A 20,725-nucleotide genomic window follows, 5' to 3' on the forward strand; every position below is an offset into this window, starting at 1 on the left:
GCCCCGGTCCTAAACGATACCTGCCATCAATGAGGAGCATGCAATGTCACGCATCGCACTAAGCACACTGCTGGCCTTGCTCGTCGTGAGCAACAGCGCCCAGGCCGACGTCGGCGAAAAAGCTCATGAGGCCAAGGAAGCCACGGTGGAGGCCGCGAAAAAAACCGGCTCCGCTGTGAGCGAAGCGGCCAGCGCTGCGGTATCCACCGCCAAGGAAGTCGGCCACAAAACCGCCGAGGTTGCCGTCAAGGTCTATCACGGCGCCAAGAAGGTGACCAAGGAAGCCATCGGCGTGGCGGCCGAGAAAACCAAGGAAGTTGCCGGCAAGGTCGAAGAGTCGGTCAAGAAATAAGGCTGACGCACCGTCCTCGATCACTCCGGCGGACGGTGCGTTGCCAAACTCTTGGCTCAGGCCTTCATGGCGTCGGCCTGGATCGCGGTCAGTGCAATGGTGAACACGATGTCGTCGACCAGTGCGCCACGCGAGAGATCATTGACCGGCTTGCGCAGGCCTTGCAGCATCGGACCGACGGAGACCACGTTGGCACTGCGCTGCACCGCCTTGTAGGTGGTGTTGCCGGTGTTCAGATCGGGGAACACAAAGACCGTGGCCTGGCCTGCGACCTTGGAGCCGGGCGCTTTTTGCTGGCCGACTTCCATCACCGATGCGGCGTCGTACTGCAGCGGGCCGTCGAGCAGCAGCTCGGGCGCCTTTTCCTTGGCAATCGCCGTGGCTTCAGCAACCTTGACCACGTCAGCGCCCGCACCGGAAGTGCCGGTCGAGTAGCTGATCATCGCCACGCGCGGTTCGACGCCGAAGGCTTTGGCAGAATGCGCGCTTTGCAGGGCGATCTCGGCCAGCTCGGCGGCGGTCGGATCGGGGTTGATCGCGCAGTCGCCATAGACCAGCACTTGATCAGGCATCAGCATGAAGAACACCGATGAGACGATGCTCGAACCCGGCGCCGTCTTGATCAGCTGCAGCGCGGGACGCACGGTATTGGCCGTGGTGTGCACCGCACCCGAAACCAGACCATCGACGTCGTCCTGCGCCAGCATCATGGTGCCGAGCACCACGGTGTCCTGCAGCTGCTCACGCGCCTGACCGGGAGTGAGGCCCTTGCTCTTGCGCAGGTTAACCATCGGCTCGATATAGTTCTCGCGCACCGCATCCGGCTCGATGATTTCGAGGCCGGCAGGCAGGCTCACGCCTTGCGCCTTGGCGACAGCCTCGATGGCGTCGCGTTTGCCCAGCAGCACGCAGCGAGCAATGCCTTTCTCGGTACAGATGGCGGCCGCGCGGATGGTACGGGGCTCGTCGCCCTCGGGCAGCACGATGCGCTTGTTGGCCGCGCGTGCTTTCTGGATCAGCTTGTAACGGAAAGCGGGCGGCGACATGCGCGTCGACGCGGGCACCTTGACGCTGGCCATCATCACTTCCGTGGTGATGCCTTCGGCCACGGCCTGCAGCACAGCCGACATGCGATCGAGGTCGTCCTCGGCCACGGCGGCCGGAATGCGGCTGATATTGGTGGCGGTGACGAAGGTATCGGTATCCACGCGCAGGATCGGCAAACCATTATCGAACGCACGTGCGGCCAGTTCCAGGATGCGCGGATCGATTTCGGTGGAATGGGTCAGTACCAGACCGGCCAGCTCGACGCCCTTGCTGGCGGCCAGCGCCGTGGCGAGCATCACGTCGTTGCGATCGCCGGAGCTGATGATCAGCGCACAGGCGCGCAGACGTTCAAGCAGTTCGACGGCGGAACGGCCGGCGACCACGGTTTCACGCACGCGGCGGGTGGCCATCTCGCCTTCGACCAGCACTTGCGCGCCGAGGTGACGCACGATGTCCAGGGTCCGCGGCGCCAGCAAGGCCGGGTCATGCTTGACCACACCCCACAGCGGCACTTCACCGAGCGCCTGGCGGGCACGCGCCTGATCGAAATCGGGCAGCGCCTTGTTGAGAATGGCGCCACCGATATGGCAGCCGACTTGTTCGAGGCGGTGGGCGGTCTGCACCACCTGCTCCAGCACATCGCTCTCCTGCGCGTTGGCGACGAGGATCAGCTCGCCCTGCAGGCTGCGCACCACTTCAGCATTGATACGCGGCGTAAAAGGGTGGCTGGCATCGGTGTGCAAGCCTTCGACGACCAGCACATCATTGCCGTCTGCGGCGCGCAGACAGAGGCTGACGATTTCTTCGAGCAGCTCCGGCTCGCGCCCTGCGGCGAGACGTTCGGAGGCTTGTTCCAGGGTCAGCGCGGCGGGCACATCGATACGACAGATCTCGCGTGCGAAATGCACCGAGCGCTCGTTGTCCGAATCGTCCTGTGCCAAAGGCTTGACGAAACCTACGCGCAGGCCCTCGCGCTGCAGCGCAAGCACCACGCCCAGCGCAACCGAGGTCAAGCCAACATTCTGGCGGGTAGGGGTAAGACAAAAAATCTGCATGATTCCGGGCCCTTCTGAGAGCGCCCAAAGGGCGCGGGAAAACGCGGGTAAACGCTTATGCCATCGCATGCTAGCCGCTCTTGCTGCACCTGCGTAAAGAGAGTGGCAATCATTTGATCTTAGCCAGATTAACGGCCACTATCGATCCGACTGCAATCGAATGCCGTCGGCAATCGCCCTACATGCACCAAAGCGATATGCGCGGTATGTGCCTGGCGCAGCTGCGCCAACTGGCGATGTCGGTAACAATCGGCCTGCAGCAGCCTTGTCCACGCCCTCACCGAGACCTCCGCGCAGACGCCAGCCCATGACCACTGCAAGCTCGAAATTCGTCTTCGCTGGCACCATCTTCACCAGCGCCTTCGCCCTGTTCCTGGTCCAACCCATCATCGCCAAGCAGATCCTGCCCTGGTTTGGCGGCTCGGCCGCCGTGTGGGCAATCTGCATGGTGTTCTTCCAGATCGTATTGCTGGCCGGTTACGCTTATGCGGACGCGCTCACCCAGCGCCTCGCGCCGCGCTGGCAGGTGCTGCTGCACGGCCTGCTGCTGGCCGCCAGCCTCACTTTCCTGCCGATCATCGCCGCGGCGCACTGGAAGCCTGGCGGCGATGAAGATCCGACCTGGCTGATCATCCGCCTGCTGCTGGGCACTATCGGCCTGCCTTATTTCATGTTGTCGACAACCGGTCCGCTGATCCAGGCCTGGGTGTCGCGCAGCCTGATCGGCAGCCATGTCTATCGTTACTTCTCGCTGTCCAACCTGGCCTCGCTGATCGCGCTGATCTGCTACCCCTTCCTGATCGAGCGCCACAGCGCCCTGCTCGCCCAGGCCTGGGGCTGGTCCCTCGCCTATGCCGCCTTCGCCGTGCTCTGCGCGGCCTCCGCCATCTATTTCCTGCGCAACGACCACCAGCTGCCACCGCCCGCGCACCAGCGCGAGCATGTCGCAGAAGGTGACTGGGACCCGCGCCTGCGCGACTACCTGCTGTGGCTGGCCCCGGCAGCCTTGGGCTCCTGGTTGCTACTGGCGATCACCAATCACATCACGCAGAACGTCGCCGCGATTCCCTTCCTGTGGCTACTGCCGCTGACGCTCTACCTGCTGAGCTTCGTGCTCTGCTTCGAGAGTGACCGCTGGTACCGCCGCGCACTGTTCCTGCCCGCCGCCGCGATCCTGCTCGCGCTATGCGCCTATGGTCTGCAGGATGGCAGCGTAGGACGTGATATCCGCGTCGCCATCCCGCTGTACGCTGGCGGCCTGTTTTTCTTCTGCATGTTCCTGCATGGCGAGCTGGCCCGGCTGCGCCCCGGCCCGCGTCACCTGACGCGCTTCTACCTGATGGTCTCGCTCGGCGGCGCGCTGGGTGGTATCAGCGTCGGCCTGATCGCGCCGCGCGTGCTGCCGGCGTATTACGAACTAGGCATCGGCTGCGTGCTGTGCGCCCTGCTCGCCGTGCTGGTGTTGAAAGACAGCCTTTTGCCACGCATCGTCGCGGCCTTGCTGGCGCTGTGCTGCGCCTGGTTCCTGTATCTGCAGATTGATGACGACTTCACCGGCAGCCGCCGCATCGCGCGCAACTTCTACGGCACCCTGATCACCCTCGACGCGCATCGCGACAATCCGCTCGATGATGTGCGCCAGCTCTACCATGGCTCGATCAAGCATGGCGAGCAGTTCCTCGCCGCTGCGCGCCGCCGCGAACCCACCGCTTACTACGGACCCAGCGCCGGCGTCGGCCTGGCCATCGCCAATACTGATCCGCAGCACAAGAAAGTCGGCGTGATCGGACTGGGCGCCGGCACCCTCGCCGTCTATGGGCAACCCGGTGACACCTATCGCATGTACGAGCTCAACCCGGATGTCATCGCGCTGGCGCAAAGCGAGTTCAGTTTCATGGCCGACAGCCGCGCCCACATCGACACCGTACTCGGCGATGCACGCCTCTCACTGGAACGCGAGGCGCCGCAAAACTTCGACGTGCTGGCCGTCGACGCCTTCTCCGGCGACTCGATTCCGGTGCACCTGATCACCACCCAGGCGATGGATGTCTATCTGCGCCACATGAAACCCGATGGCATCATCGCCTTCCATGTCACCAACCGCTTCCTGCGCCTGGCGCCGGTGCTGGCCAATATCGCCGCCGCCAAGGGCCTCGGCGTCGCGCTGATTCACGATGAGAACGACAACCCGGCCCTGCGCAATACCGACTGGGTGCTGGTGACGCGCGATCCGGCCGTCCTGCAGCGCGAGGTCTTCAGCAAGGCGAGCAGCCCGATCCAGCCGATCACAGGGCTGGGCGTGTGGAGCGATGATTTCAACAACCTGTTCCAGGTCTTGAAGTAATCAGCACCACAGCGCCCCAACCCGCAGACTGTTTTTACCTAGAAGGACGCCCGGTCTTGATGCGTTCGACAGCGTCAAGCGCCTTGAGCAGGCTACGGTCACTCATCGCCGACAACGCAGCCAGACCCGCACGCAGCAACTCGCTCTTCTTGATTTCACGGCCGGTCGCCAAGGCACGCAGCTTGAGCGCATTGATCAGCTCGTAATCGGCCTCGGGAAAAGTGAAGCTGTCACGAACCAGCTTGGGCGCCTTGGACACCGGTGCTTTCACTTCCTGCTTCTTGGCCTTGCTCGGCTTGGCGGGCTTGGCAGCAACGACTTCTGCCTTGCTTGCCGACTTCTTGGCAGCTTTCGGCTCCGCCTTGGCTTTCACCGCCGGAACCGCTTTGGCGGCCGGCTTGGTCGCGCGCTTGGCAGCGGGCTTGGCGACGGCGTCGACGACCGGCGCCTCGGCAAGCACGGCAGGCTTGCTGGCAACGACGGCTTTCTTGGCGGCGGGCTTCACCGTCTTGCTGGCAGGTGCCGGCTTGGCTGGCGTTGCCGGCTCAGCCACTTTGGCCTTGGTCACTGCCGGCTTGGCGGGTTTGCTCGGTTTGCTGGCCTTGGGCGCAGCTTGCGCGGGCGCAGTCGGCTCGACGACAAGCTCTGGTGAAGTAGCTTGCTCCGGAGTGGGAGTCGTATTGGTCATGACATTTATCCTTTGTGTTTTTAATGGTATAAACCGTATAAACCATTTCAACAAAAAAATCTACAAAGGAAGCCGATGCGCAAGATCATGGTCGCCAATCCCAAAGGCGGCAGCGGCAAATCCAGCCTCGCGATTCATCTGGCCAGCTGGTTTGCGCAGAACGGAAATCCGGTTTGTCTGGGCGATCTGGACCGCCAGCAATCGAGTCGTCAGTGGCTTGCGCAAAGACCTCTCTCACTCCGCCCGATCAAGCCTTGGGATATTGACGAAACCCTGCAAGAGCCCGCACCTGCAGGCTGCGCCATCGCCATCATCGACACCCCTGCCGGACTGCATGGCAAATCACTCAAGCGCTTGCTGGCCGAGGTCGACCGCGTTGTCGTGCCGGTCACACCTTCGCGTTTCGACATGCTCGCCAGTAGCGATTTCTTCGACGAACTCGCGCAGATCAAGGCCGTACGCAAGGAGCGCGTCGGTGTGGCCATTGTTGGTATGCGCGTAGATTTGCGCACGCAGGCTTCGCAACAACTGCTTGAGTTTCTGCAGCAATTCGAGCTACCACTGGTGACATGCATTCGCCATGCACAGCGTTACGTGCAAGCTGTTGAATCCGGCAGCACCCTGTTCGACAGTAATGAAACGGCAGCACAAGACAGACGGCAATGGCAACCCTTGCTGGAGTGGCTGCAAAAGCCTTGCAGCACCGCGCAGCGCCTTGCAACGCCCGAGATCAGACGCGTGCAGCGCTAAGGTATCAAGGCCGACGCAAAGGCTGTAGCAGACCCTTTAGATTGTTGTGATCCAGCTCGTACATCAGCGTCAGCAGCCGGCCGATCTCGCCTTTCGGAAAGCCCTCGCGCGCAAACCAGCCAAGATAATTGGCAGGTAGGTCAGCGATGATCACACCCTTGTGCTTGCCAAAGGGCATCTGCCGCACCAGCAGCAATTCAAGGTCTTGCGGATTCATGGACTGAGCGCAGTGCGCGCCGGATAAAGTTCTTCGGCACCGTCGTGCGCGGCACGCGCATGTCGAACCAGTTGCGCACGTCATCATCGAGCAAGATGCCGTGCATGAAGTTGTAGAGCGCCTTGTTGAGGCAGCGACCCAGCGCATCGTGATCGACACCACTCGGATCGATGAAGCCAACGTCATTCTTGGCAAAGCTCACCGGTGGCAAAGGCTGCAGACGCACACCGTACTCTTCTGGATTGAGGCCGACCGGCGAGTGCACGGTGCACACGAAGCGATGGAAGAAGCCGGACTGGATGCAGCCGGCAGCAAAGAGCTGGCGTACGTATTCGAGCGCGTCGACGGTGTCCTGCACGCTCTGCGTCGGAAAGCCGTACATCAGATAGGCATGCACGAGGATGCCGGCCTCGCTGAAGGCATGTGTGACGCGCGCCACCTGATCAACCGAGACGCCCTTCTTCATCAGCTTGAGCAGGCGGTCCGAGGCGACTTCCAGGCCGCCGGAAATGGCAATGCAGCCGCTCTGTGCCATCAGCTGGCACAGCTCGGGCGTGAAGGATTTTTCGAAGCGGATATTGCCCCACCACGAAATCGCCAGATTGCGCCGCAACAGCTCTTCGGCGAGCGCGCGCAGCGCTTTGGGCGGCGCCGCTTCGTCGACGAAATGAAAGCCGGTCTGGCCGGTCTCGGCAATGATCGCCTCGATGCGGTCCACCAGGGTGCTGGCCGCCACGCCGTCGTAGCGCGCGATGTAATCGAGGCTCACATCGCAGAAGCTGCACTTCTTCCAGTAACAGCCATGCGCCACGGTGAGCTTGTTCCAGCGCCCGTCCGACCACAGCCGGTGCATGGGATTGAGCATGTCGAGCAGGGACAGGTATTGCTCCAGCGGCAAACCGTCCCAGGTCGGCGTGCCGACTTCGGCGAAAGGCACATCGGGTTCGCCGATGTGGATGTAGCGCACCGCGCCCTTGTCCGCATCACGGAGGAAGGTGCGCACCAGACGCTCCTTGGAGCGCTTGCCGCGAATGTGGTCAATCAGCGCCAGCAAGGGCCGCTCGCCATCGTCCAGACAGACGTAGTCAAAGTAGTCGAAGACGCGCGGCTCACGGAGTTCGCGCAGCTCGGTATTGACGAAGCCACCGCCCAGCACGGTGATGACATGCGGGTGATGCTGCTTGATGCTCTGAGCCATGCGGAACGCCGCGTACACCGCGCCGGGAAACGGTACCGACAGCAGCACCAGCTGTGGCGCGTGCGTGCTGATCGTGCTCAGCGTGAGCTCATGCAGCGTGCGATCCACCAGATTCTGTGGCGCTGCCAGGGCCTGCGCCAGCGGCTCGAAGGTCGGCTGGCTCTGCGCCAGCGATTCGGCATAGCGCACGAATTCGAAGCGCGGGTCGATGGCCTCGCGCAGCACGTCGGAGAGATCGTTGAGGTAGAGCGTCGCCAGATGGCGTGCGCGGTCCTGCGCGCCGAGTGCGCCAAAGGCCCAGGCCAGCGGATCGCCGCCGTCCGGATCATCGGGATCGACATAGGCTTCGAGTGACGCAAAGCGCGCGCCTTCGGGCAGGAAGTTGCGACTGCAGATGCGATGCGCCAGCGTCGAATCACGGCCCTGCAAAAACGCAATCAGCGGCGTAATGGTGGCGCAGTAGCGCTCGAACTGCGCGACAAAACTTTGCACCTGGGCGCTGCGCCGGGCCTGCGGCAAAGCCTCGATCTCGTCACGGATGGCTTGCAAGCCGGCCACACTGAACAAGCGCAATACCAGCGCCAGGGCCAGATCGGCTTGCAGCGCATCGATGCCGCGCGAGCGCAGGAAGCCGGTGAGATACGCCGTCGAGGGATACGGCGTGTTCAGCTGCGTCATCGGCGGGATGAGCGAGAGCACGCGCAGCGGCGCGTCGGCAGAGGCCAACCTGGCGCTCATGCCAGGCCTTGGGCAGCGGGATGGAGACGGGTCATACGGAATCGGCGCGAAAACGGATGGCGCCAAGCATACCGTGCCTCACCCCCGCAGTGGCGAGGATGAGGCCGGTCGCGCAGCAGGCAGTTTCAATCCGCGCGCTTGGCGTAGCGCTGCGCGAGGATGGAGCAGACGAAGAGCTGCAACTGGTGATAGAACATGATCGGCAGCACGATCACGCCCAGCGCCGGATGCGTACCGAACAGCAGCTTGGCCATCGGCACGCCGGAGGCCATGGTCTTCTTCGAGCCGCAAAACACCGCCGTGATCTCGTCTTCCGCGTCAAAACCGGCGCGCTGCGCGGCCCACTTGGTCAAGCGCAGCACAACGAACAGGAAAATTGCGGCGCCGACAATGGTGTAAGCGATGAGACCAAAGCCGTGCTTGCTCCACAGGCCGTCCGTCACCGAGTCGCTGAAGGTGGAGAACACCAGCAGCAGGATCACGCCACGGTCGATCAGATTGGTGTACTTCTTGTAGCGCGCAAACCACTTGCCCCACAGCGGGCGCAGCAGCTGACCGATGATGAAGGGCAGCATCAACAGCCGTGCGATGTTGAGCATGGCCTCGCCCAGCGACAGGCTGCCGCCCTGCGAGCCCACCAGCAAACTGACCAGCAGCGGCGTCAGGAAGATGCCCAGCAGAGTCGACAGCGTGGCATTGAAGATCGCCGCCGGCACATTGCCACGCGCCATGCTGGTCATCGCAACCGAGGACGAGATGGTCGAGGGCAGGGCCGCGAGGTAGAAGAAGCCGAGCATCAGATCGTTCGGCAGAAAGCGGCCCAGCGCAAAATTGAGCCCCACCCACAGCAGCGGGAAAACGATGAAGGTGAAAGCCTGCACCAGCACGTGGAGACGCCAGCGCGCAATACCCTTGATCAGGCTCTCGGTCGACAGGCCGATGCCGTGCAGGAAGAAGATGATGAAGATACCGTAGTCGGCCAGCTGATCCGCGTGAATGAGGCCACCCGCCCGACCGATTTGTGGGGCCAGCGAAGCGAGCACCACGCAGAGGATCATGCCGATCAGGAACCAGTCCTTGGCAAGTCGTTTAAGTTGTTCCAGCACCTACAAAGCTCCAGCAGAAAATGAATCTGCCTCCATGCTAATGCCTGACAACCTCCCTGCCCACTAAACAACGCAAATAAGCCTCAGCTGGCGAGCCGGGGAATAAGCGTCACCGCCACATCACGCGGCTTGGCAAAATACGGCGCGCTGCTGACCAGAATCTCGGCGCCGGCGCGCGCGTAAGCCTCGGCATTGCCGGCGTTGACGCCGCCAGCAGCGGCCAGGCGCGCGCGATGTGTCGCCGGCAGACGCTGACGGATCTCGGCCAGCGCTTCGGGCGTGAGCTTCTCCAGCTGCAGGATGTCGGCGCCGGCCTCGGCCCAGCGCAAGGCATCTTCGGCGCTGGCCACCTCGACGACGACAGCCCGCTCCGGCCAGCGCTGGCGCATGCGGGCAATGCTCGCTGCGGGTGACTCTTCCCCCAGAAAGGCGCGGTGCTCAGGGAACACCAGCAAGGTTTCCGAGAGACTCAGGCGATGCGGGGTGGCGCCGGCACACAGCACGGCCTTCATCGCCGCCGCCTTGGTGCCCGGAAAGTGCTTGCGCGTGCACACCAGGCCCACCGCCGCATTGCCACGCCGTGCCGCCGCGAGAATCTCCGCCGTGCTGCTGGCAATCCCCGAGAGGTACTCCATCAAGGTTTGCGCTGTCTTCCAGACCTGGTGCAAGGCGGCTGCATCCCCTTCAAGCCGCAGGATCTCCGCGCCGGCCGCCAGGGCCGTGCCGCTGGCGACACAGGGCGCCACGGCGTGCAGGCCGCGCAAAGCGCCCATGCGCTGCGCTTCCTCGCTGCCACACACGACCATGTCGTAGCGCGCACGAAAGATCATCTCACCGCGCAGATCGCCGATGCCCAGCGCAAAACTCGTCGCATCGCCGCAGGGCGCATCGTCCTGCAGGAGAGATTCCAGATAGGCATCGGGCAGCAGATAGGGATTCATGGCGCACGCTTGCTACGAGTGGAGGCAGGCAACAGTATCGCGCCAGCTTGCTCCGCCGGCTACTGCATCCAGTCAAAGTTCGCTGGATTGCTGCAACACGCGTTCAAGCACATCCAGCACATGCGACCAGCCGGGGCCGAAACCCGCGTCGGTGGTGTCCTTGCGCGCAGCCTCGGACGCCAAGCTGGCGCGGATATCGAGCCGCGTCTGCGCGCCCAGCTCGGTAAAACTGACGGTCACCCACGAATACGGTGGAATCCCGCAACCGCAGGCATGGCGATCATCGCTCATGCCCCGATAGACGATGCGCTCCGGCGCCACGATTTCCTCGTAGATGCCTTCACAGGGCTGCCGTGAGCCGTCCGGCGCCATCATGTCGATGCGGAACATGCCGCCGACGCGCAGATCAAGCTGACACGCCAATCGCGTGAATCCGACCGGCAACCACCATTGCCCGATGTGCTCCGGCTCGGTCCAGACTTTGAACACAAGGCTGCGCGGCGCATCAAGGATGCGCGTAATGAGGATCTCGTAATCGGTCGCGGGTGCAGTCATGGCAGTTTCCCTGTGGACGTGAATGGCAGCCGCCCTCGACACGGCTCGCCAATGTTAACGAAAATCGCTAGTTCCCCGTGGCAGCTTCGGGGCGCAACAGCAATGCGAGTGCAGCGGCAAGCGCGGCAAACATGGCTCCCAGCAGGAAGGCGGCGTTGTAGCCAGCGGTGAGTGCCTCAAGGCGGGCCATCGTGCCCGCAAGCAAAGCAGCTGTGCGCGACGACGCTACACTGGCAAGCACCGCCAGACCCAGTGCGCCCCCCATCATGAAAGCCGTATTGACCATGCCCGAGGCGAGACCAGATTCGTGCGGCGACACCTCGCTCATCGCCTCCAGCAGCACTGGATTGAGCGCCATGCCTGCCCCCAGACCAAGCAGCAGCATGGCAGGCAGGACGTGAACAAGGAACTGACCATCGACCGGGGCGACGGCAAACAACGCCAGGCCCAGGGTCACAATGAGCATGCCGCTGGCGATGCAGGCGCGTCTGCCGAAGCGCATCACCATCCTGGCCGACAAGCCCAGCGAAAATACGGCCATCAGCAGGTTGGACGGCAGGAAGGCAAGACCGACCTGCAAGGGGCTGTAGCCGAGCACGAGCTGCATGTAGAGTGCAGACAAAAAGAACCAGGCGAACATCGCAGCCGACCACTGCACGCCGACCAGGCTCGCGATAGTCACGCTGCGCAAGCGGAACAGGCTCAGCGGCATCAAGGGCGTGGCGACGCGCGCTTCAATCACCACGAAGAGCGCCAGCAGCATGACCGACCCCGCAAGCAAACCCAGAGTCTGGGACGACAACCAGCCGGCTTCATTGCCATTGACGATGCCATACACGGCCAGCAACAAAGCCGTGGTGACAGTCAGCGCGCCGAACACATCGAGTGATGGCCGACTTTCAGCCTGGTGATCGGCTGGCAGCAGGCGATACGAGAGCAGCAGCACGGCGATACCCAGCGGCAGATTGACAAGGAAGTTCCAGTGCCAGTCAAACGCATTGGTCAGCACACCGCCAGCCACCACGCCAATCGAGCCGCCACCGGCACAGACAAAGCCGAAGACGCCCATGGCCTTGGCACGCTCGGCCGGCTCGGTAAAAAGATCGATGATCAGCGACAAGGCAACTGCCGACACCACTGCGCCACCGAGGCCCTGCACCGCGCGCGCGATGATCAGGACAGCCTGCGTGCCGGCCAGCCCGCAGCCCAGCGACGACAGCGTAAACAGCGCAATACCAAGCAGGAAGGCGCGCTTGTGACCATAGAGATCACCTAATCGCCCGCCCAGCAAGAGAAAACCGCCGTAGGTAAGCATGTAGGCATTGACCACCCATGCGAGCGCCGACTCGCTGAAAGCAAGGTCTTCACGAATCGATGGCAGGGCGACATTGACGATGGTTGTGTCGAGCACGATCATCAGTTCGCCAAGGCAAAGCAGGATCATGGCCAGCCAGCGCCTGTCGTGCGGGCGCGGGCCCGCTACGGAATTCATCATGCTGAATACTCTCTGTTGCGAGCGCAAAGAATCTGGCGCCGTCTGTTATTTGTTCGCAAGGACGTGCTCAAGGTATGCGTCTTGACGTCCGCACAGACTTCCACTGACGGAAAGCTTGCACGCGGCGTCAGCACGCTGCCAGCAGGACGAAGCCCTCCCGCCGGATAGTGCGTGGTGGCGATAAGCTGCGCGCCAAAAAATGCTAAGTGATAGCGGGATGCTTCCAGCGCCCGACTATCGACCACAGGTACGTGCTGGCGTTCGGCATGATCGCCTCCCCCCGCGCTCACTTCGGCAATTCGTAATTCACCATCCACTGGATTCCAAACTTGTCTGCACACATGCCGAACACGGCGCCCCAGAACATCGGCTGGTAGGGCATCTGGACATGCCCACCCGCCGACAGCGCATCGAACAGACGACGCCCCTCTTCTTCGCTGTCCGGATGCAATGACAGCGACACATTGGAGCCCACGCTGACCGGCGGACACATCGGCGGCACGGCGTCACTCGCCATCAGCGCATTGTTACCGATGGCCATCGAGATGTGCAGGATTTTCTCGCCCAGCTCCGGCGGCAGCTCTCCGCAGCCTTCCATGGGCGGACCATCCTTGTAACGCTGCAGGACACAGAACTCGCCTCCGAAAATGGACTTGTAGAAGTTGAAGGCCTCTTCGGCTGTGCCGGGAAAGTTGAGGTAGGTATTCAGCTTGACCATGCTTCTCTCCAGAGAGTTGGATGGGGGTCGGCGCTCAGCGCGCGGCTTCGACGTGACGCGCGAAGTTGTTCAGGATGGCTTGCCAGCCTTGCTGTTGCTGTTCGATGGAATGCGTATCCTCACTGTCGAAGCTGACGCAAACATTTACGCCTTCCGCAGTCGTCGTGAAGACGACCAGTGCCGTTCGATCACCGAAGGCGTATTCAATCGTCTGATGCACATCCACCCGCGTGTAAGTGCCGGCAAAATCGAAGCCGACGCTGCCGTCCTTGGCTTCCATGCGCGACTTGAAGGCACCGCCAACACGTAGATCGACTTCTGCCAGCGTGGTGTGCCAGTCATCCGATGCGGCATTCCATTGCTTGATGTCCGCCGGCGTGGTGTAAGCCGACCAGACCTTGGCAATGGGCGCGCTGACGGTTTTCTCTACCTGAATTTTCATGAGTCGCCTTCATTGAACTTGAGAGAGTTGAACGAGATCCGCATCCATCGCATACCGACGTCGCTACAGCGACTTTCCATCAAAATGCGTCACGGGAATGCTGTCGAGGCTGATGTCCTCCACGCAGCGCAGATTGATCGCCACCATCTGATTGCCTTGCGGCGAGACGCCTTCACCAAACGGATGCATGCCACATATCTTGCAGAAGTGGTGCTTGATGACATGCTTGTTGAAGGTATAGGTGCTCATGTTTTCGCGCGGGGTGAGCAAGTGCATCTTGTCGGGCGTGATGAACCACATCAGCACGCCTTTGCGAGAGCAGATCGAACAGTTGCACGCATGCGCGCCCGTAATTTCACCTTCTGCTTCAAATGCCACTGCACCGCAGTGACAACTTCCCTTGTATTGCATGGCAATTCTCCGCACGTGTCGGGTTCAACCCGGAAGATTCAGCTCAAACAGACTGACCAGCGCATCCGCATGAAGGTCAGCGCGATAAAGCCGGACGCTGCCTGTTGCCATGGTTTTCGCTGTTGAACGAAATCGAAAGTTGCTGAGGTGCCTGAATTACGCCTGACGGCGCAAGCAGACATTCCGACACCGAGCCTGCCGATTTCACCCGCCCCAGGCGCGCCCAAGTCGGGCGGATCATCGTGCTGCGGTATGGCGGGCTCAACAGCCGTAGCGGTGTCCGCATTCGAGTCGCGCCGGCCGCGGCGACCTTCCTGCAAGGCCGAAATCATTGCCCGGACTCCCTGGCCTGCAACTCGCGCAAATAGCTTTCCAGGCGATCAAGGCGCTGCTCCCACTGCTGGCGATATTGCTCCAGCCAGTCAGTCGCTTCGCGCAAAGGCTCCGGCGTGAGCTTGCACGGCCGCCATTGCGCCTGCCGGCCCTGGCTGACCAGGCCGGCGCGCTGCAGGACCTTGAGGTGCTTGGTGACGGCCGGCAAACTCATCTCGAATGGCGCTGCCAGCTCGGTGACCGTGGTCTCACCCATCGAGAGGCGCGCAAGAATCGCGCGCCGTGTCGGGTCGGCAAGGGCAGCAAATGTTGCGCTGAGCGGGTCCGTCGGCATGCTTGCTCCAGCATTATTTAACCTTTAGGTAAAATAATAAACCCGGGGCCTCATGTCAAGGCGATGAAAGCCTGCTTACAAATGCAACAATGTTGCAGCCGCCACTGCTCTGTGGTCCAATGCGCAGCATCATGACTAGTCACGCTGAACGGATCCGTGCACTCGGCGCCCGTGCCACACCGGCCCGGCTGGCCGTCCTGCGCCTGCTGGAGACGGCTGAGCGCGCACTCAGCCATCACGACATCGAAGCGGCGCTGGCCGGCACCGGCTTTGACCGCGTCACCCTCTACCGGGTGCTCGACTGGATGGTCGAGAATGGTCTGGCCCACCGTCTGACCGACGCGCAACGTGTCTTCCGCTTCAGCCTCGCCGCCAGCAATGCCCCGGCGCACAACAGCCACGCCCACTTTCGCTGCGAAGCCTGCGGCAAGGTGTTCTGCCTCGATCAGGTGCTGGTGCAGGCCCCCGCGCTGCCGCAAGGCTTTTCGGGCAAGTCGGTGGAGCTGTGCATCACCGGGCAGTGCGCACGTTGCGAAGGGCAGGACGCCCAACAAAGCTGAGCCCGTCCTCATCCAGCGCTCAGCCACTTCGTTCGCTAGAACACTGAACGGCAAGGAATCCACCGCATGACCCTTCTGAATATCCTGCTGGCGACCCTGATGGGCGGCGTGCTCAGCGCCGTGGCCGCCGCCTTGGTGATGGCCGGCCTGCCACAGCGCTGGATGCCGCGCCTGGTCGGCTTTGCGACCGGCGTGCTGCTGGCGGTCGCCCTGCTCGACGTGCTGCCGGAAGCCTTCGAATACGATCTGCCGCCGCAGCAACTCTTCACCACCATGCTGCTGGGCCTGCTGAGCTTTTACGGCCTGGAACGCATCTCGGTATGGCGCCACTCGCATGCGGATGAAGAAGGCCACGACCACCACTGCCCGCCGCACGAGCACCAGCATGCCCACGCCCATGGCCATGCCCACCACGGACATGGCCACGGCGTCAGCCGCAATACGGTGATGGCGGTGCTGGTCGGTGGCGGCTTCCACAATTTCGTCGACGGCGTCTTGCTGGCGGCAACTTTCCTGACCAGTCCGGAGCTGGGCTGGCTGACCGCCTTCGCGGTGATCGCCCACGAGATTCCGCACGAAGCGGGCGGCTTTGCGATCGTGCGCGCCGCCGGCTATTCGCGCTGGCGTGCGCTGGCGATGAACGCCTTGTCCAGCCTCAGCGCGGTGATCGGCGGCCTGCTCGGCTACTTCGCGCTGCGCGAGATGCAAACCGCCCTGCCCTACGTGCTGGTGATTGCCGCGTCGAGCTTCCTCTACATCGCCATCTCCGATCTGCTGCCGCTGTTGCGCAGCGAAGGCCATCGCCGCACCTCGATGTGGCAAACCGCGTTCATGCTGATCGGCGTGCTGCTGATTGCCGTCGGCGTGATGTTCGAACACTGAGCGAGCGCCCGATGAGCGACGACAAACGCATCCCCGTAACCCTGCTCACCGGTTTTCTGGGCAGCGGCAAGACCACCCTGCTCAACGCGATCCTGCGCGACCCGGCCATGGCCGGCAGTGCAGTACTGATCAACGAGGTCGGTGAAATCGGCCTGGACCATCTCTTGGTCCAGGAAGTCAGCGAAGAAATCATCCTGCTCGAATCCGGCTGCCTGTGCTGCGCCGTGCGCGGCGATCTGGTCAAGGCCCTGCGCGATCTGTTCATGCGCCGCCTGCGCCGCGAGATTCCGGCGCTCGACCGGGTGATCATCGAGACCAGCGGACTGGCTGATCCGGCGCCGGTGATCCACACCTTGCTGGAAGACTTCTTCATCGCCGAGCGCTTCGTCCTGCAAGGCGTGCTGAGCACCCTGGACGTGCGCAATGTGCATTGGCAAACCGCCCAGCACGGCGAAGCGATGCGCCAGATCGTGATGGCTGACCGCGTGGTGTTCACCAAGTGCGATCTGGCCAGCGAGGCCGAAATCGCACTGGCCGAAGCGCGCGTCGAAGAGATCAATCCCAGCGTCGCCTGCTGGCGCAGCGCGCCCGGTGCACTGCCGCCGGGTTTGCTCAGCGAGCTGGCGCCCTACAGCCCGGCCGCCCGTCCAGCGCAAACCCTGGCCTGGCTGGGCGATGCCCGTGCCGCCGAACAGGCGCGCCTGAAAGCCCGCCGCAGTGCCTTTGGCGGCGCCGCGCCCGCCAGCTTGCACGCGGCCCACAGCGCCAGCGTGCACACCCATGTGCTGCGCTTTGCCGCGCCGCTGGACTGGCAGCGCTTCACCACCGCGCTGGACATGCTGCTGCTCGTCTCCGGCGACGCCATCCTGCGCATCAAGGGGCTGGTCGCCGTGATCGACGAAGACACACCGCGTGTCATACACGTCGTGCAGCATGAGCGCTACCCCAGCCACAACCTGGCGGCCTGGCCCGACGACGATCACAGCACCCGCCTGGTGTTCATCGTCGACGATCTGCCGCGCAGCGTACTCGACACCGTTTTTGCCGCCTTCTGCGATGCCACGCAGGACGCGACCGATGCCCACTGATCTCGCCGGAAAGGACTCCACCATGCGTCGCATTGCCCTGATCTGCACCCTTCTCGCCAGCGGACTGGCCAGCGCCGCACCGGCGCACGTCCATGGCATCGCCCATCTCGACGTCAGCCTCGAAGGCAATGTACTCAACATCAGCATGGAGTCGCCGCTGGACAGCCTGCTCGGCTTCGAACGCGCGCCGCGCGGCAATGCTGAAATCGCCCGCGTGCGCGCCATGGCCTCGGTGCTGCGCGAGGCCGACCGGGTGTTCCTGACGACCCCGGCAGCCGGCTGCAGCCTGAGCAGCGTGCATCTGTCGTCCAGCGCGCTGAGCCCGCAATTGCTCGGCGAAACCGCCAGCAAGCCGGCTGCGGCGGAAGAGCCCGCCGGCCACGCCGATCTGGATGCCGACTTCAGCTTCAAATGCGCCAATCCGGCCGCGCTCAACAGCATCGTGGTGCAGCTCTTCGAGAGCTTCCCGGCGATGAAGAGCATCGACCTGCAGCTGGTCACGCCCAAGCTGCAGAAGGCCGCCAAACTCAGCTCCGGCGCGCGCACCATCAGCTGGTCGGCGAAATAAGCCGATGCGCGCTGCGCCGCCCGCTGAACCTCCCGTCATCGCCCTGCAAGCGCTGCGCTTTGCCTGGCCAGGGCAGGCGCAGGACTGCCTGAATCTGCCGGCCTTCGCGCTGGCCGCAGGTGAAGACCTGTTCCTACATGGCGAAAGCGGCAGCGGCAAGAGCACCTTGCTGGCCTTGCTGGCCGGCGTGCTGCTGCCGCACAGCGGTGCGGTGCGCCTGCTCGGCCAGGATTGGAACGGCCTGTCGGGCGCGCAGCGCGACCGTCTGCGCGTGGCGCATATCGGCTTCATCTTCCAGCAGTTCAATCTGCTGCCCTATCTGAGCGTGCTCGACAACGTCTTGCTGCCCTGCCGCTTCTCGGCCCTGCGCCGCCAGCGCGCCGTGGCCGCAGGCGGCAGCGCCGAACAACAGGCGCATAGCCTGCTGCGCCAGCTCGACCTCGCCCCCGCGCTGTGGACGCGCAGAGCGGCCGAGCTCTCGGTCGGCCAGCAGCAGCGCGTAGCTGCGGCACGTGCGCTGATCGGCCAGCCGGAATTGCTGATCGCCGACGAGCCGACCTCGGCCCTGGATGCCACCCGCCAAGCCGGCTTTCTCGAACTGCTGCGCGCCGAATGCGCGGCCAGCGGCGCCGCCCTGCTCTTCGTCAGCCACGACCAGCGCCTGGCCGCCGGCTTTTCGCGTGTGCTCTCGCTGAGCACACTCAACCAGGCCGCCAGGGAGCTGGCGGCATGAGCGCACTGCTGCGTCTGGCACTCTCCAGTGCCTGGAACCGGCGCATGGCGCTATCCCTGACCCTGCTGTCGATCATGCTTTCGGCATTGTTGCTGCTCGGTGTCGCCCATATCCGCAAGGACGTGCGCGACAGCTTCTCGGCCTCGGTGTCCGGCACCGATCTGGTCGTCGGTCCGCGCGGCAGCGGCTTGTCACTGATGCTCTATACCGTCTTCCACCTGGGCGACGCGACGCAGAACATGGAGTGGAAGTCCTACCTGCATCTGCGCGATCACGCCGCCGTCGCCTGGGCACTGCCCTTGTCGCTGGGCGATTCGCATCGTGGTTTTCCGGTACTGGCCACGCTGCCGGAGTACTTCCAGCGCTTTCACTACGGCGATGCGCAAAGCTTGCGTGTGGCCGCCGGCAAGCCCTTTGCCGATGTCTTCGATGTCACCCTCGGCGCCGAAGTCGCGCGCAGCCTCGGCTACAAGCCGGGCGACAAGATCACCCTGACGCATGGCAGCGGCAGCGCGCTGGGGGCCGAACACGCCGACAAGCCCTTCACCGTCAGCGGCGTGCTGGCGCCCAGCGGCACGCCGGTGGACCGCACGCTGTTCATCAGCCTGGCCGGCATGGAGGCGATCCATCTCGACTGGCAAGCCGGCGCGCCAATGCCCGGCCTGTCGATCCCGGCCGAGTTCGTCAAGAAATTCGACCTCACCCCGAAAACCATTACCGGCGTGATGATCGGCCTGAAGAGCCGCGCCCACGTCTTCGCCATGCAGCGCGAGATTGCCGACTACAAGGACGAAGCGCTGATGGGCGTGATGCCCGGCGTGGCGCTCGACCAGCTGTGGCAAGTGGCGCAGCTGGGCGAGCAGGCGCTGCTGCTGGTATCGATTGCGGTCGCCGCCGTCGGTCTTGCCGGCCTGGTCGCCACCCTGCTCGCCGGGCTGGATGCGCGGCGGCGCGAGCTGGCCATCCTGCGCTCGGTCGGCGCCGGGCCGCGCAGCATCCTCGCCCTGCTGCTCTGCGAGGGCATGCTGATCACCGTGCTCGGCACCCTGCTCGGCTGGCTTGTACTATGTCTGGGCCTGACGCTGGGCGGCCCCTTCTTGCAGGCTAACTACGGCATCGTGACGCAGGCCTTCATCCCCGCCGGGGACGAGCTGTGGCTGCTCGCCGGCATGCTGCTGGCCGGATTGCTGGCCGCTCTGGTGCCCGCCCTGCGTGCTTATCGACTGTCCCTGGCCGACGGCCTGACGCCACGAATCTAGGGCGTGTTCACAGTAGGCGAGGGGATTGCGTTGAGGACTATGGCTTGCGGGACAAGGCGTGCGACGCGGTGCGGGGTCTTGGTGATCAATGAGCCCCCGCACCAGGAGCCTCAGTGGTTACATGCGGCAGTAGCGCAGGCCATAGTCCTCAACCCGAAGGGCTCGGACGAAATGGGCGCATGGCTGCGTTGCGGCGACTCGCCAGGAGACTACCCTGCCAGCGTCGCCGCGCCTTGCCCTGCACCCATTGCGTGCGAGCGCAACCACTCGCCTACTGTGAACACGCCCTAGGGAATCCATGCATAAACGTCAATTCATCAGTCTGCTTGGCGCCTTGCCGGCCTGGGCGCTGGCCGGCAGCGCCGCCGCACCGAGCAGCAATTACAAGGTCGGCGACAAGCTGACGCCGGCCGCACCGGTACTCGTCAATGGCATCCGCCAGCTCAAGTGGGACGACCTCATCCCCAAGAACTGGGACCCCTACGCCGCCTACCGCGGCCTTGATCTGGCCAAGATGCGCGATGGCGATCCGCGCACCCGCGAAGCCATGGACAAGGTGCGCGAAGCCTGGAACAACGCCCCCGTGGTCGACGATCTGAACGGCAACACGGTGCGCATCCCCGGCTTCATGATCCCGATGGACACCAACAAGGACGAGGTGCTGGCCTTCCTGCTGGTGCCGTATTTTGGCGCCTGCATCCACACCCCGCCGCCGCCGGCCAATCAGATCATCGACGTCAAGGCCAAGCCGGCCGTGCGCGGCAGTCGCATGATGGACACCGTGTGGGTCACCGGCAAGCTCAGCACGGTGCGTAGCGACAGCCCCTTTGGCACGGTCGGCTACCGCATCGCGGCCCAGCACGTGGAACCCTACGTCAAAGAAGCTGAACGCAAGTAAGGCCGGCGCGCCG

22 protein-coding genes are annotated in these 20,725 nt (G+C 63.6%); 10 read left to right on the forward strand and 12 right to left on the reverse strand.

The window, feature by feature from the left end:
- The first annotated feature begins 43 nt into the window (after window positions 1-43).
- On the forward strand, window positions 44-352 hold the full coding sequence (locus ABDB84_RS02560) for a hypothetical protein (RefSeq protein WP_345918110.1): 309 nt from the start codon (window positions 44-46) through the stop codon (window positions 350-352).
- A gap of 56 nt (window positions 353-408) precedes the next feature.
- Here ABDB84_RS02560 and pta read toward each other — a convergent pair whose 3' ends face one another.
- The gene (pta, locus tag ABDB84_RS02565; RefSeq protein ID WP_345918111.1) at window positions 409-2,454 is read right to left on the reverse strand and encodes a phosphate acetyltransferase; all 2,046 of its coding nucleotides are present in this window, start codon (window positions 2,452-2,454) and stop codon (window positions 409-411) included.
- Between the two features lie 307 nt (window positions 2,455-2,761).
- Here pta and ABDB84_RS02570 point away from each other — a divergent pair, with 307 nt between their 5' ends.
- Window positions 2,762-4,798, forward strand: a complete 2,037-nt coding sequence (locus ABDB84_RS02570) for a fused MFS/spermidine synthase (RefSeq protein ID WP_345918112.1) — start codon at window positions 2,762-2,764, stop codon at window positions 4,796-4,798.
- Window positions 4,799-4,832: 34 nt separating this feature from the next.
- Here ABDB84_RS02570 and ABDB84_RS02575 read toward each other — a convergent pair whose 3' ends face one another.
- Entirely contained in the window at window positions 4,833-5,486 is a 654-nt protein-coding gene (locus ABDB84_RS02575) for a hypothetical protein (RefSeq protein WP_345918113.1), read from the reverse strand.
- A 75-nt stretch (window positions 5,487-5,561) separates the two neighbouring features.
- Here ABDB84_RS02575 and ABDB84_RS02580 point away from each other — a divergent pair, with 75 nt between their 5' ends.
- Window positions 5,562-6,236, forward strand: coding sequence for a ParA family protein (locus ABDB84_RS02580; RefSeq protein ID WP_345918114.1), 675 nt, complete (start codon window positions 5,562-5,564; stop codon window positions 6,234-6,236).
- A gap of 4 nt (window positions 6,237-6,240) precedes the next feature.
- Here ABDB84_RS02580 and ABDB84_RS02585 read toward each other — a convergent pair whose 3' ends face one another.
- The 10 genes from ABDB84_RS02585 to ABDB84_RS02630 form a co-directional block, all read right to left on the reverse strand.
- Complete coding sequence (locus ABDB84_RS02585; RefSeq protein WP_345918115.1) at window positions 6,241-6,453, reverse strand: DUF3820 family protein; 213 nt, start codon at window positions 6,451-6,453, stop codon at window positions 6,241-6,243.
- Window positions 6,434-8,389 (reverse strand): B12-binding domain-containing radical SAM protein, encoded by a 1,956-nt coding sequence (locus ABDB84_RS02590; RefSeq protein ID WP_345918116.1) that lies wholly within the window; start codon window positions 8,387-8,389, stop codon window positions 6,434-6,436. The genes ABDB84_RS02585 and ABDB84_RS02590 overlap by 20 nt, the downstream gene beginning before the upstream one ends.
- A 125-nt stretch (window positions 8,390-8,514) precedes the next feature.
- Window positions 8,515-9,495, reverse strand: coding sequence for a bile acid:sodium symporter family protein (locus ABDB84_RS02595; RefSeq protein WP_345918117.1), 981 nt, complete (start codon window positions 9,493-9,495; stop codon window positions 8,515-8,517).
- A gap of 83 nt (window positions 9,496-9,578) precedes the next feature.
- Window positions 9,579-10,436, reverse strand: a complete 858-nt coding sequence (gene modD, locus ABDB84_RS02600; RefSeq protein ID WP_345918118.1) for a ModD protein — start codon at window positions 10,434-10,436, stop codon at window positions 9,579-9,581.
- A 72-nt stretch (window positions 10,437-10,508) separates the two neighbouring features.
- Window positions 10,509-10,991, reverse strand: coding sequence for an SRPBCC family protein (locus ABDB84_RS02605; protein WP_345918119.1), 483 nt, complete (start codon window positions 10,989-10,991; stop codon window positions 10,509-10,511).
- Between the two features lie 67 nt (window positions 10,992-11,058).
- Window positions 11,059-12,486 carry a DHA2 family efflux MFS transporter permease subunit gene (locus tag ABDB84_RS02610; protein ID WP_345918120.1) on the reverse strand — a complete coding sequence of 476 codons (1,428 nt, stop codon included), beginning with the start codon at window positions 12,484-12,486 and terminating at the stop codon, window positions 11,059-11,061.
- A 286-nt stretch (window positions 12,487-12,772) separates the two neighbouring features.
- Window positions 12,773-13,204: a VOC family protein gene (locus ABDB84_RS02615; protein WP_345918121.1), complete on the reverse strand. Its 432-nt coding sequence runs from the start codon at window positions 13,202-13,204 to the stop codon at window positions 12,773-12,775.
- 34 nt (window positions 13,205-13,238) lie between these two features.
- Window positions 13,239-13,646 (reverse strand): SRPBCC domain-containing protein, encoded by a 408-nt coding sequence (locus ABDB84_RS02620; RefSeq protein WP_345918122.1) that lies wholly within the window; start codon window positions 13,644-13,646, stop codon window positions 13,239-13,241.
- Between the two features lie 63 nt (window positions 13,647-13,709).
- Window positions 13,710-14,057 carry a GFA family protein gene (locus ABDB84_RS02625; protein ID WP_461168460.1) on the reverse strand — a complete coding sequence of 116 codons (348 nt, stop codon included), beginning with the start codon at window positions 14,055-14,057 and terminating at the stop codon, window positions 13,710-13,712.
- Window positions 14,058-14,385: 328 nt separating this feature from the next.
- On the reverse strand, window positions 14,386-14,724 hold the full coding sequence (locus ABDB84_RS02630) for an ArsR/SmtB family transcription factor (protein ID WP_345918124.1): 339 nt from the start codon (window positions 14,722-14,724) through the stop codon (window positions 14,386-14,388).
- A 131-nt stretch (window positions 14,725-14,855) separates the two neighbouring features.
- On the opposite strand from ABDB84_RS02630, the gene ABDB84_RS02635 reads away from it, so the two are divergent.
- The 7 genes from ABDB84_RS02635 (at window position 14,856) to ABDB84_RS02665 (ending at window position 20,712) form a co-directional block, all read left to right on the forward strand.
- Window positions 14,856-15,284: a Fur family transcriptional regulator gene (locus ABDB84_RS02635; RefSeq protein WP_345918125.1), complete on the forward strand. Its 429-nt coding sequence runs from the start codon at window positions 14,856-14,858 to the stop codon at window positions 15,282-15,284.
- 66 nt (window positions 15,285-15,350) lie between these two features.
- Window positions 15,351-16,166, forward strand: a complete 816-nt coding sequence (locus tag ABDB84_RS02640) for a ZIP family metal transporter (protein ID WP_345918126.1) — start codon at window positions 15,351-15,353, stop codon at window positions 16,164-16,166.
- 11 nt (window positions 16,167-16,177) lie between these two features.
- Entirely contained in the window at window positions 16,178-17,254 is a 1,077-nt protein-coding gene (locus ABDB84_RS02645; RefSeq protein WP_345918127.1) for a CobW family GTP-binding protein, read from the forward strand.
- Window positions 17,255-17,276: 22 nt separating this feature from the next.
- Window positions 17,277-17,822, forward strand: coding sequence for a DUF2796 domain-containing protein (locus tag ABDB84_RS02650; protein ID WP_345918128.1), 546 nt, complete (start codon window positions 17,277-17,279; stop codon window positions 17,820-17,822).
- A 4-nt stretch (window positions 17,823-17,826) separates the two neighbouring features.
- A complete protein-coding gene (locus ABDB84_RS02655) occupies window positions 17,827-18,555 on the forward strand; it encodes an ATP-binding cassette domain-containing protein (protein WP_345918129.1) in 729 nt (242 codons plus the stop codon).
- Window positions 18,552-19,814 carry an ABC transporter permease gene (locus ABDB84_RS02660; RefSeq protein WP_345918130.1) on the forward strand — a complete coding sequence of 421 codons (1,263 nt, stop codon included), beginning with the start codon at window positions 18,552-18,554 and terminating at the stop codon, window positions 19,812-19,814. The genes ABDB84_RS02655 and ABDB84_RS02660 overlap by 4 nt, the downstream gene beginning before the upstream one ends.
- Window positions 19,815-20,112: 298 nt before the next feature.
- A complete protein-coding gene (locus tag ABDB84_RS02665) occupies window positions 20,113-20,712 on the forward strand; it encodes a DUF3299 domain-containing protein (RefSeq protein WP_345918131.1) in 600 nt (199 codons plus the stop codon).
- The last annotated feature ends 13 nt before the right edge of the window (window positions 20,713-20,725 follow it).

This window comes from Uliginosibacterium sediminicola (assembly GCF_039631295.1).
GTDB classification, from domain to species: domain Bacteria; phylum Pseudomonadota; class Gammaproteobacteria; order Burkholderiales; family Rhodocyclaceae; genus Viridibacterium; species Viridibacterium sediminicola.

Coding starts and splice junctions, on each gene's coding strand:
- ABDB84_RS02560 (WP_345918110.1), top strand. CDS start 44: ATGTCACGCATCGCACTAAGCACACTGCTGGCCTTGCTCGTCGTGAGC.
- pta (WP_345918111.1), bottom strand. CDS start 2,454: ATGCAGATTTTTTGTCTTACCCCTACCCGCCAGAATGTTGGCTTGACC.
- ABDB84_RS02570 (WP_345918112.1), top strand. CDS start 2,762: ATGACCACTGCAAGCTCGAAATTCGTCTTCGCTGGCACCATCTTCACC.
- ABDB84_RS02575 (WP_345918113.1), bottom strand. CDS start 5,486: ATGACCAATACGACTCCCACTCCGGAGCAAGCTACTTCACCAGAGCTT.
- ABDB84_RS02580 (WP_345918114.1), top strand. CDS start 5,562: ATGCGCAAGATCATGGTCGCCAATCCCAAAGGCGGCAGCGGCAAATCC.
- ABDB84_RS02585 (WP_345918115.1), bottom strand. CDS start 6,453: ATGAATCCGCAAGACCTTGAATTGCTGCTGGTGCGGCAGATGCCCTTT.
- ABDB84_RS02590 (WP_345918116.1), bottom strand. CDS start 8,389: ATGAGCGCCAGGTTGGCCTCTGCCGACGCGCCGCTGCGCGTGCTCTCG.
- modD (WP_345918118.1), bottom strand. CDS start 10,436: ATGAATCCCTATCTGCTGCCCGATGCCTATCTGGAATCTCTCCTGCAG.
- ABDB84_RS02605 (WP_345918119.1), bottom strand. CDS start 10,991: ATGACTGCACCCGCGACCGATTACGAGATCCTCATTACGCGCATCCTT.
- ABDB84_RS02610 (WP_345918120.1), bottom strand. CDS start 12,486: ATGATGAATTCCGTAGCGGGCCCGCGCCCGCACGACAGGCGCTGGCTG.
- ABDB84_RS02615 (WP_345918121.1), bottom strand. CDS start 13,204: ATGGTCAAGCTGAATACCTACCTCAACTTTCCCGGCACAGCCGAAGAG.
- ABDB84_RS02620 (WP_345918122.1), bottom strand. CDS start 13,646: ATGAAAATTCAGGTAGAGAAAACCGTCAGCGCGCCCATTGCCAAGGTC.
- ABDB84_RS02625 (WP_461168460.1), bottom strand. CDS start 14,057: ATGCAATACAAGGGAAGTTGTCACTGCGGTGCAGTGGCATTTGAAGCA.
- ABDB84_RS02630 (WP_345918124.1), bottom strand. CDS start 14,724: ATGCCGACGGACCCGCTCAGCGCAACATTTGCTGCCCTTGCCGACCCG.
- ABDB84_RS02635 (WP_345918125.1), top strand. CDS start 14,856: ATGACTAGTCACGCTGAACGGATCCGTGCACTCGGCGCCCGTGCCACA.
- ABDB84_RS02640 (WP_345918126.1), top strand. CDS start 15,351: ATGACCCTTCTGAATATCCTGCTGGCGACCCTGATGGGCGGCGTGCTC.
- ABDB84_RS02645 (WP_345918127.1), top strand. CDS start 16,178: ATGAGCGACGACAAACGCATCCCCGTAACCCTGCTCACCGGTTTTCTG.
- ABDB84_RS02650 (WP_345918128.1), top strand. CDS start 17,277: ATGCGTCGCATTGCCCTGATCTGCACCCTTCTCGCCAGCGGACTGGCC.
- ABDB84_RS02655 (WP_345918129.1), top strand. CDS start 17,827: ATGCGCGCTGCGCCGCCCGCTGAACCTCCCGTCATCGCCCTGCAAGCG.
- ABDB84_RS02660 (WP_345918130.1), top strand. CDS start 18,552: ATGAGCGCACTGCTGCGTCTGGCACTCTCCAGTGCCTGGAACCGGCGC.
- ABDB84_RS02665 (WP_345918131.1), top strand. CDS start 20,113: ATGCATAAACGTCAATTCATCAGTCTGCTTGGCGCCTTGCCGGCCTGG.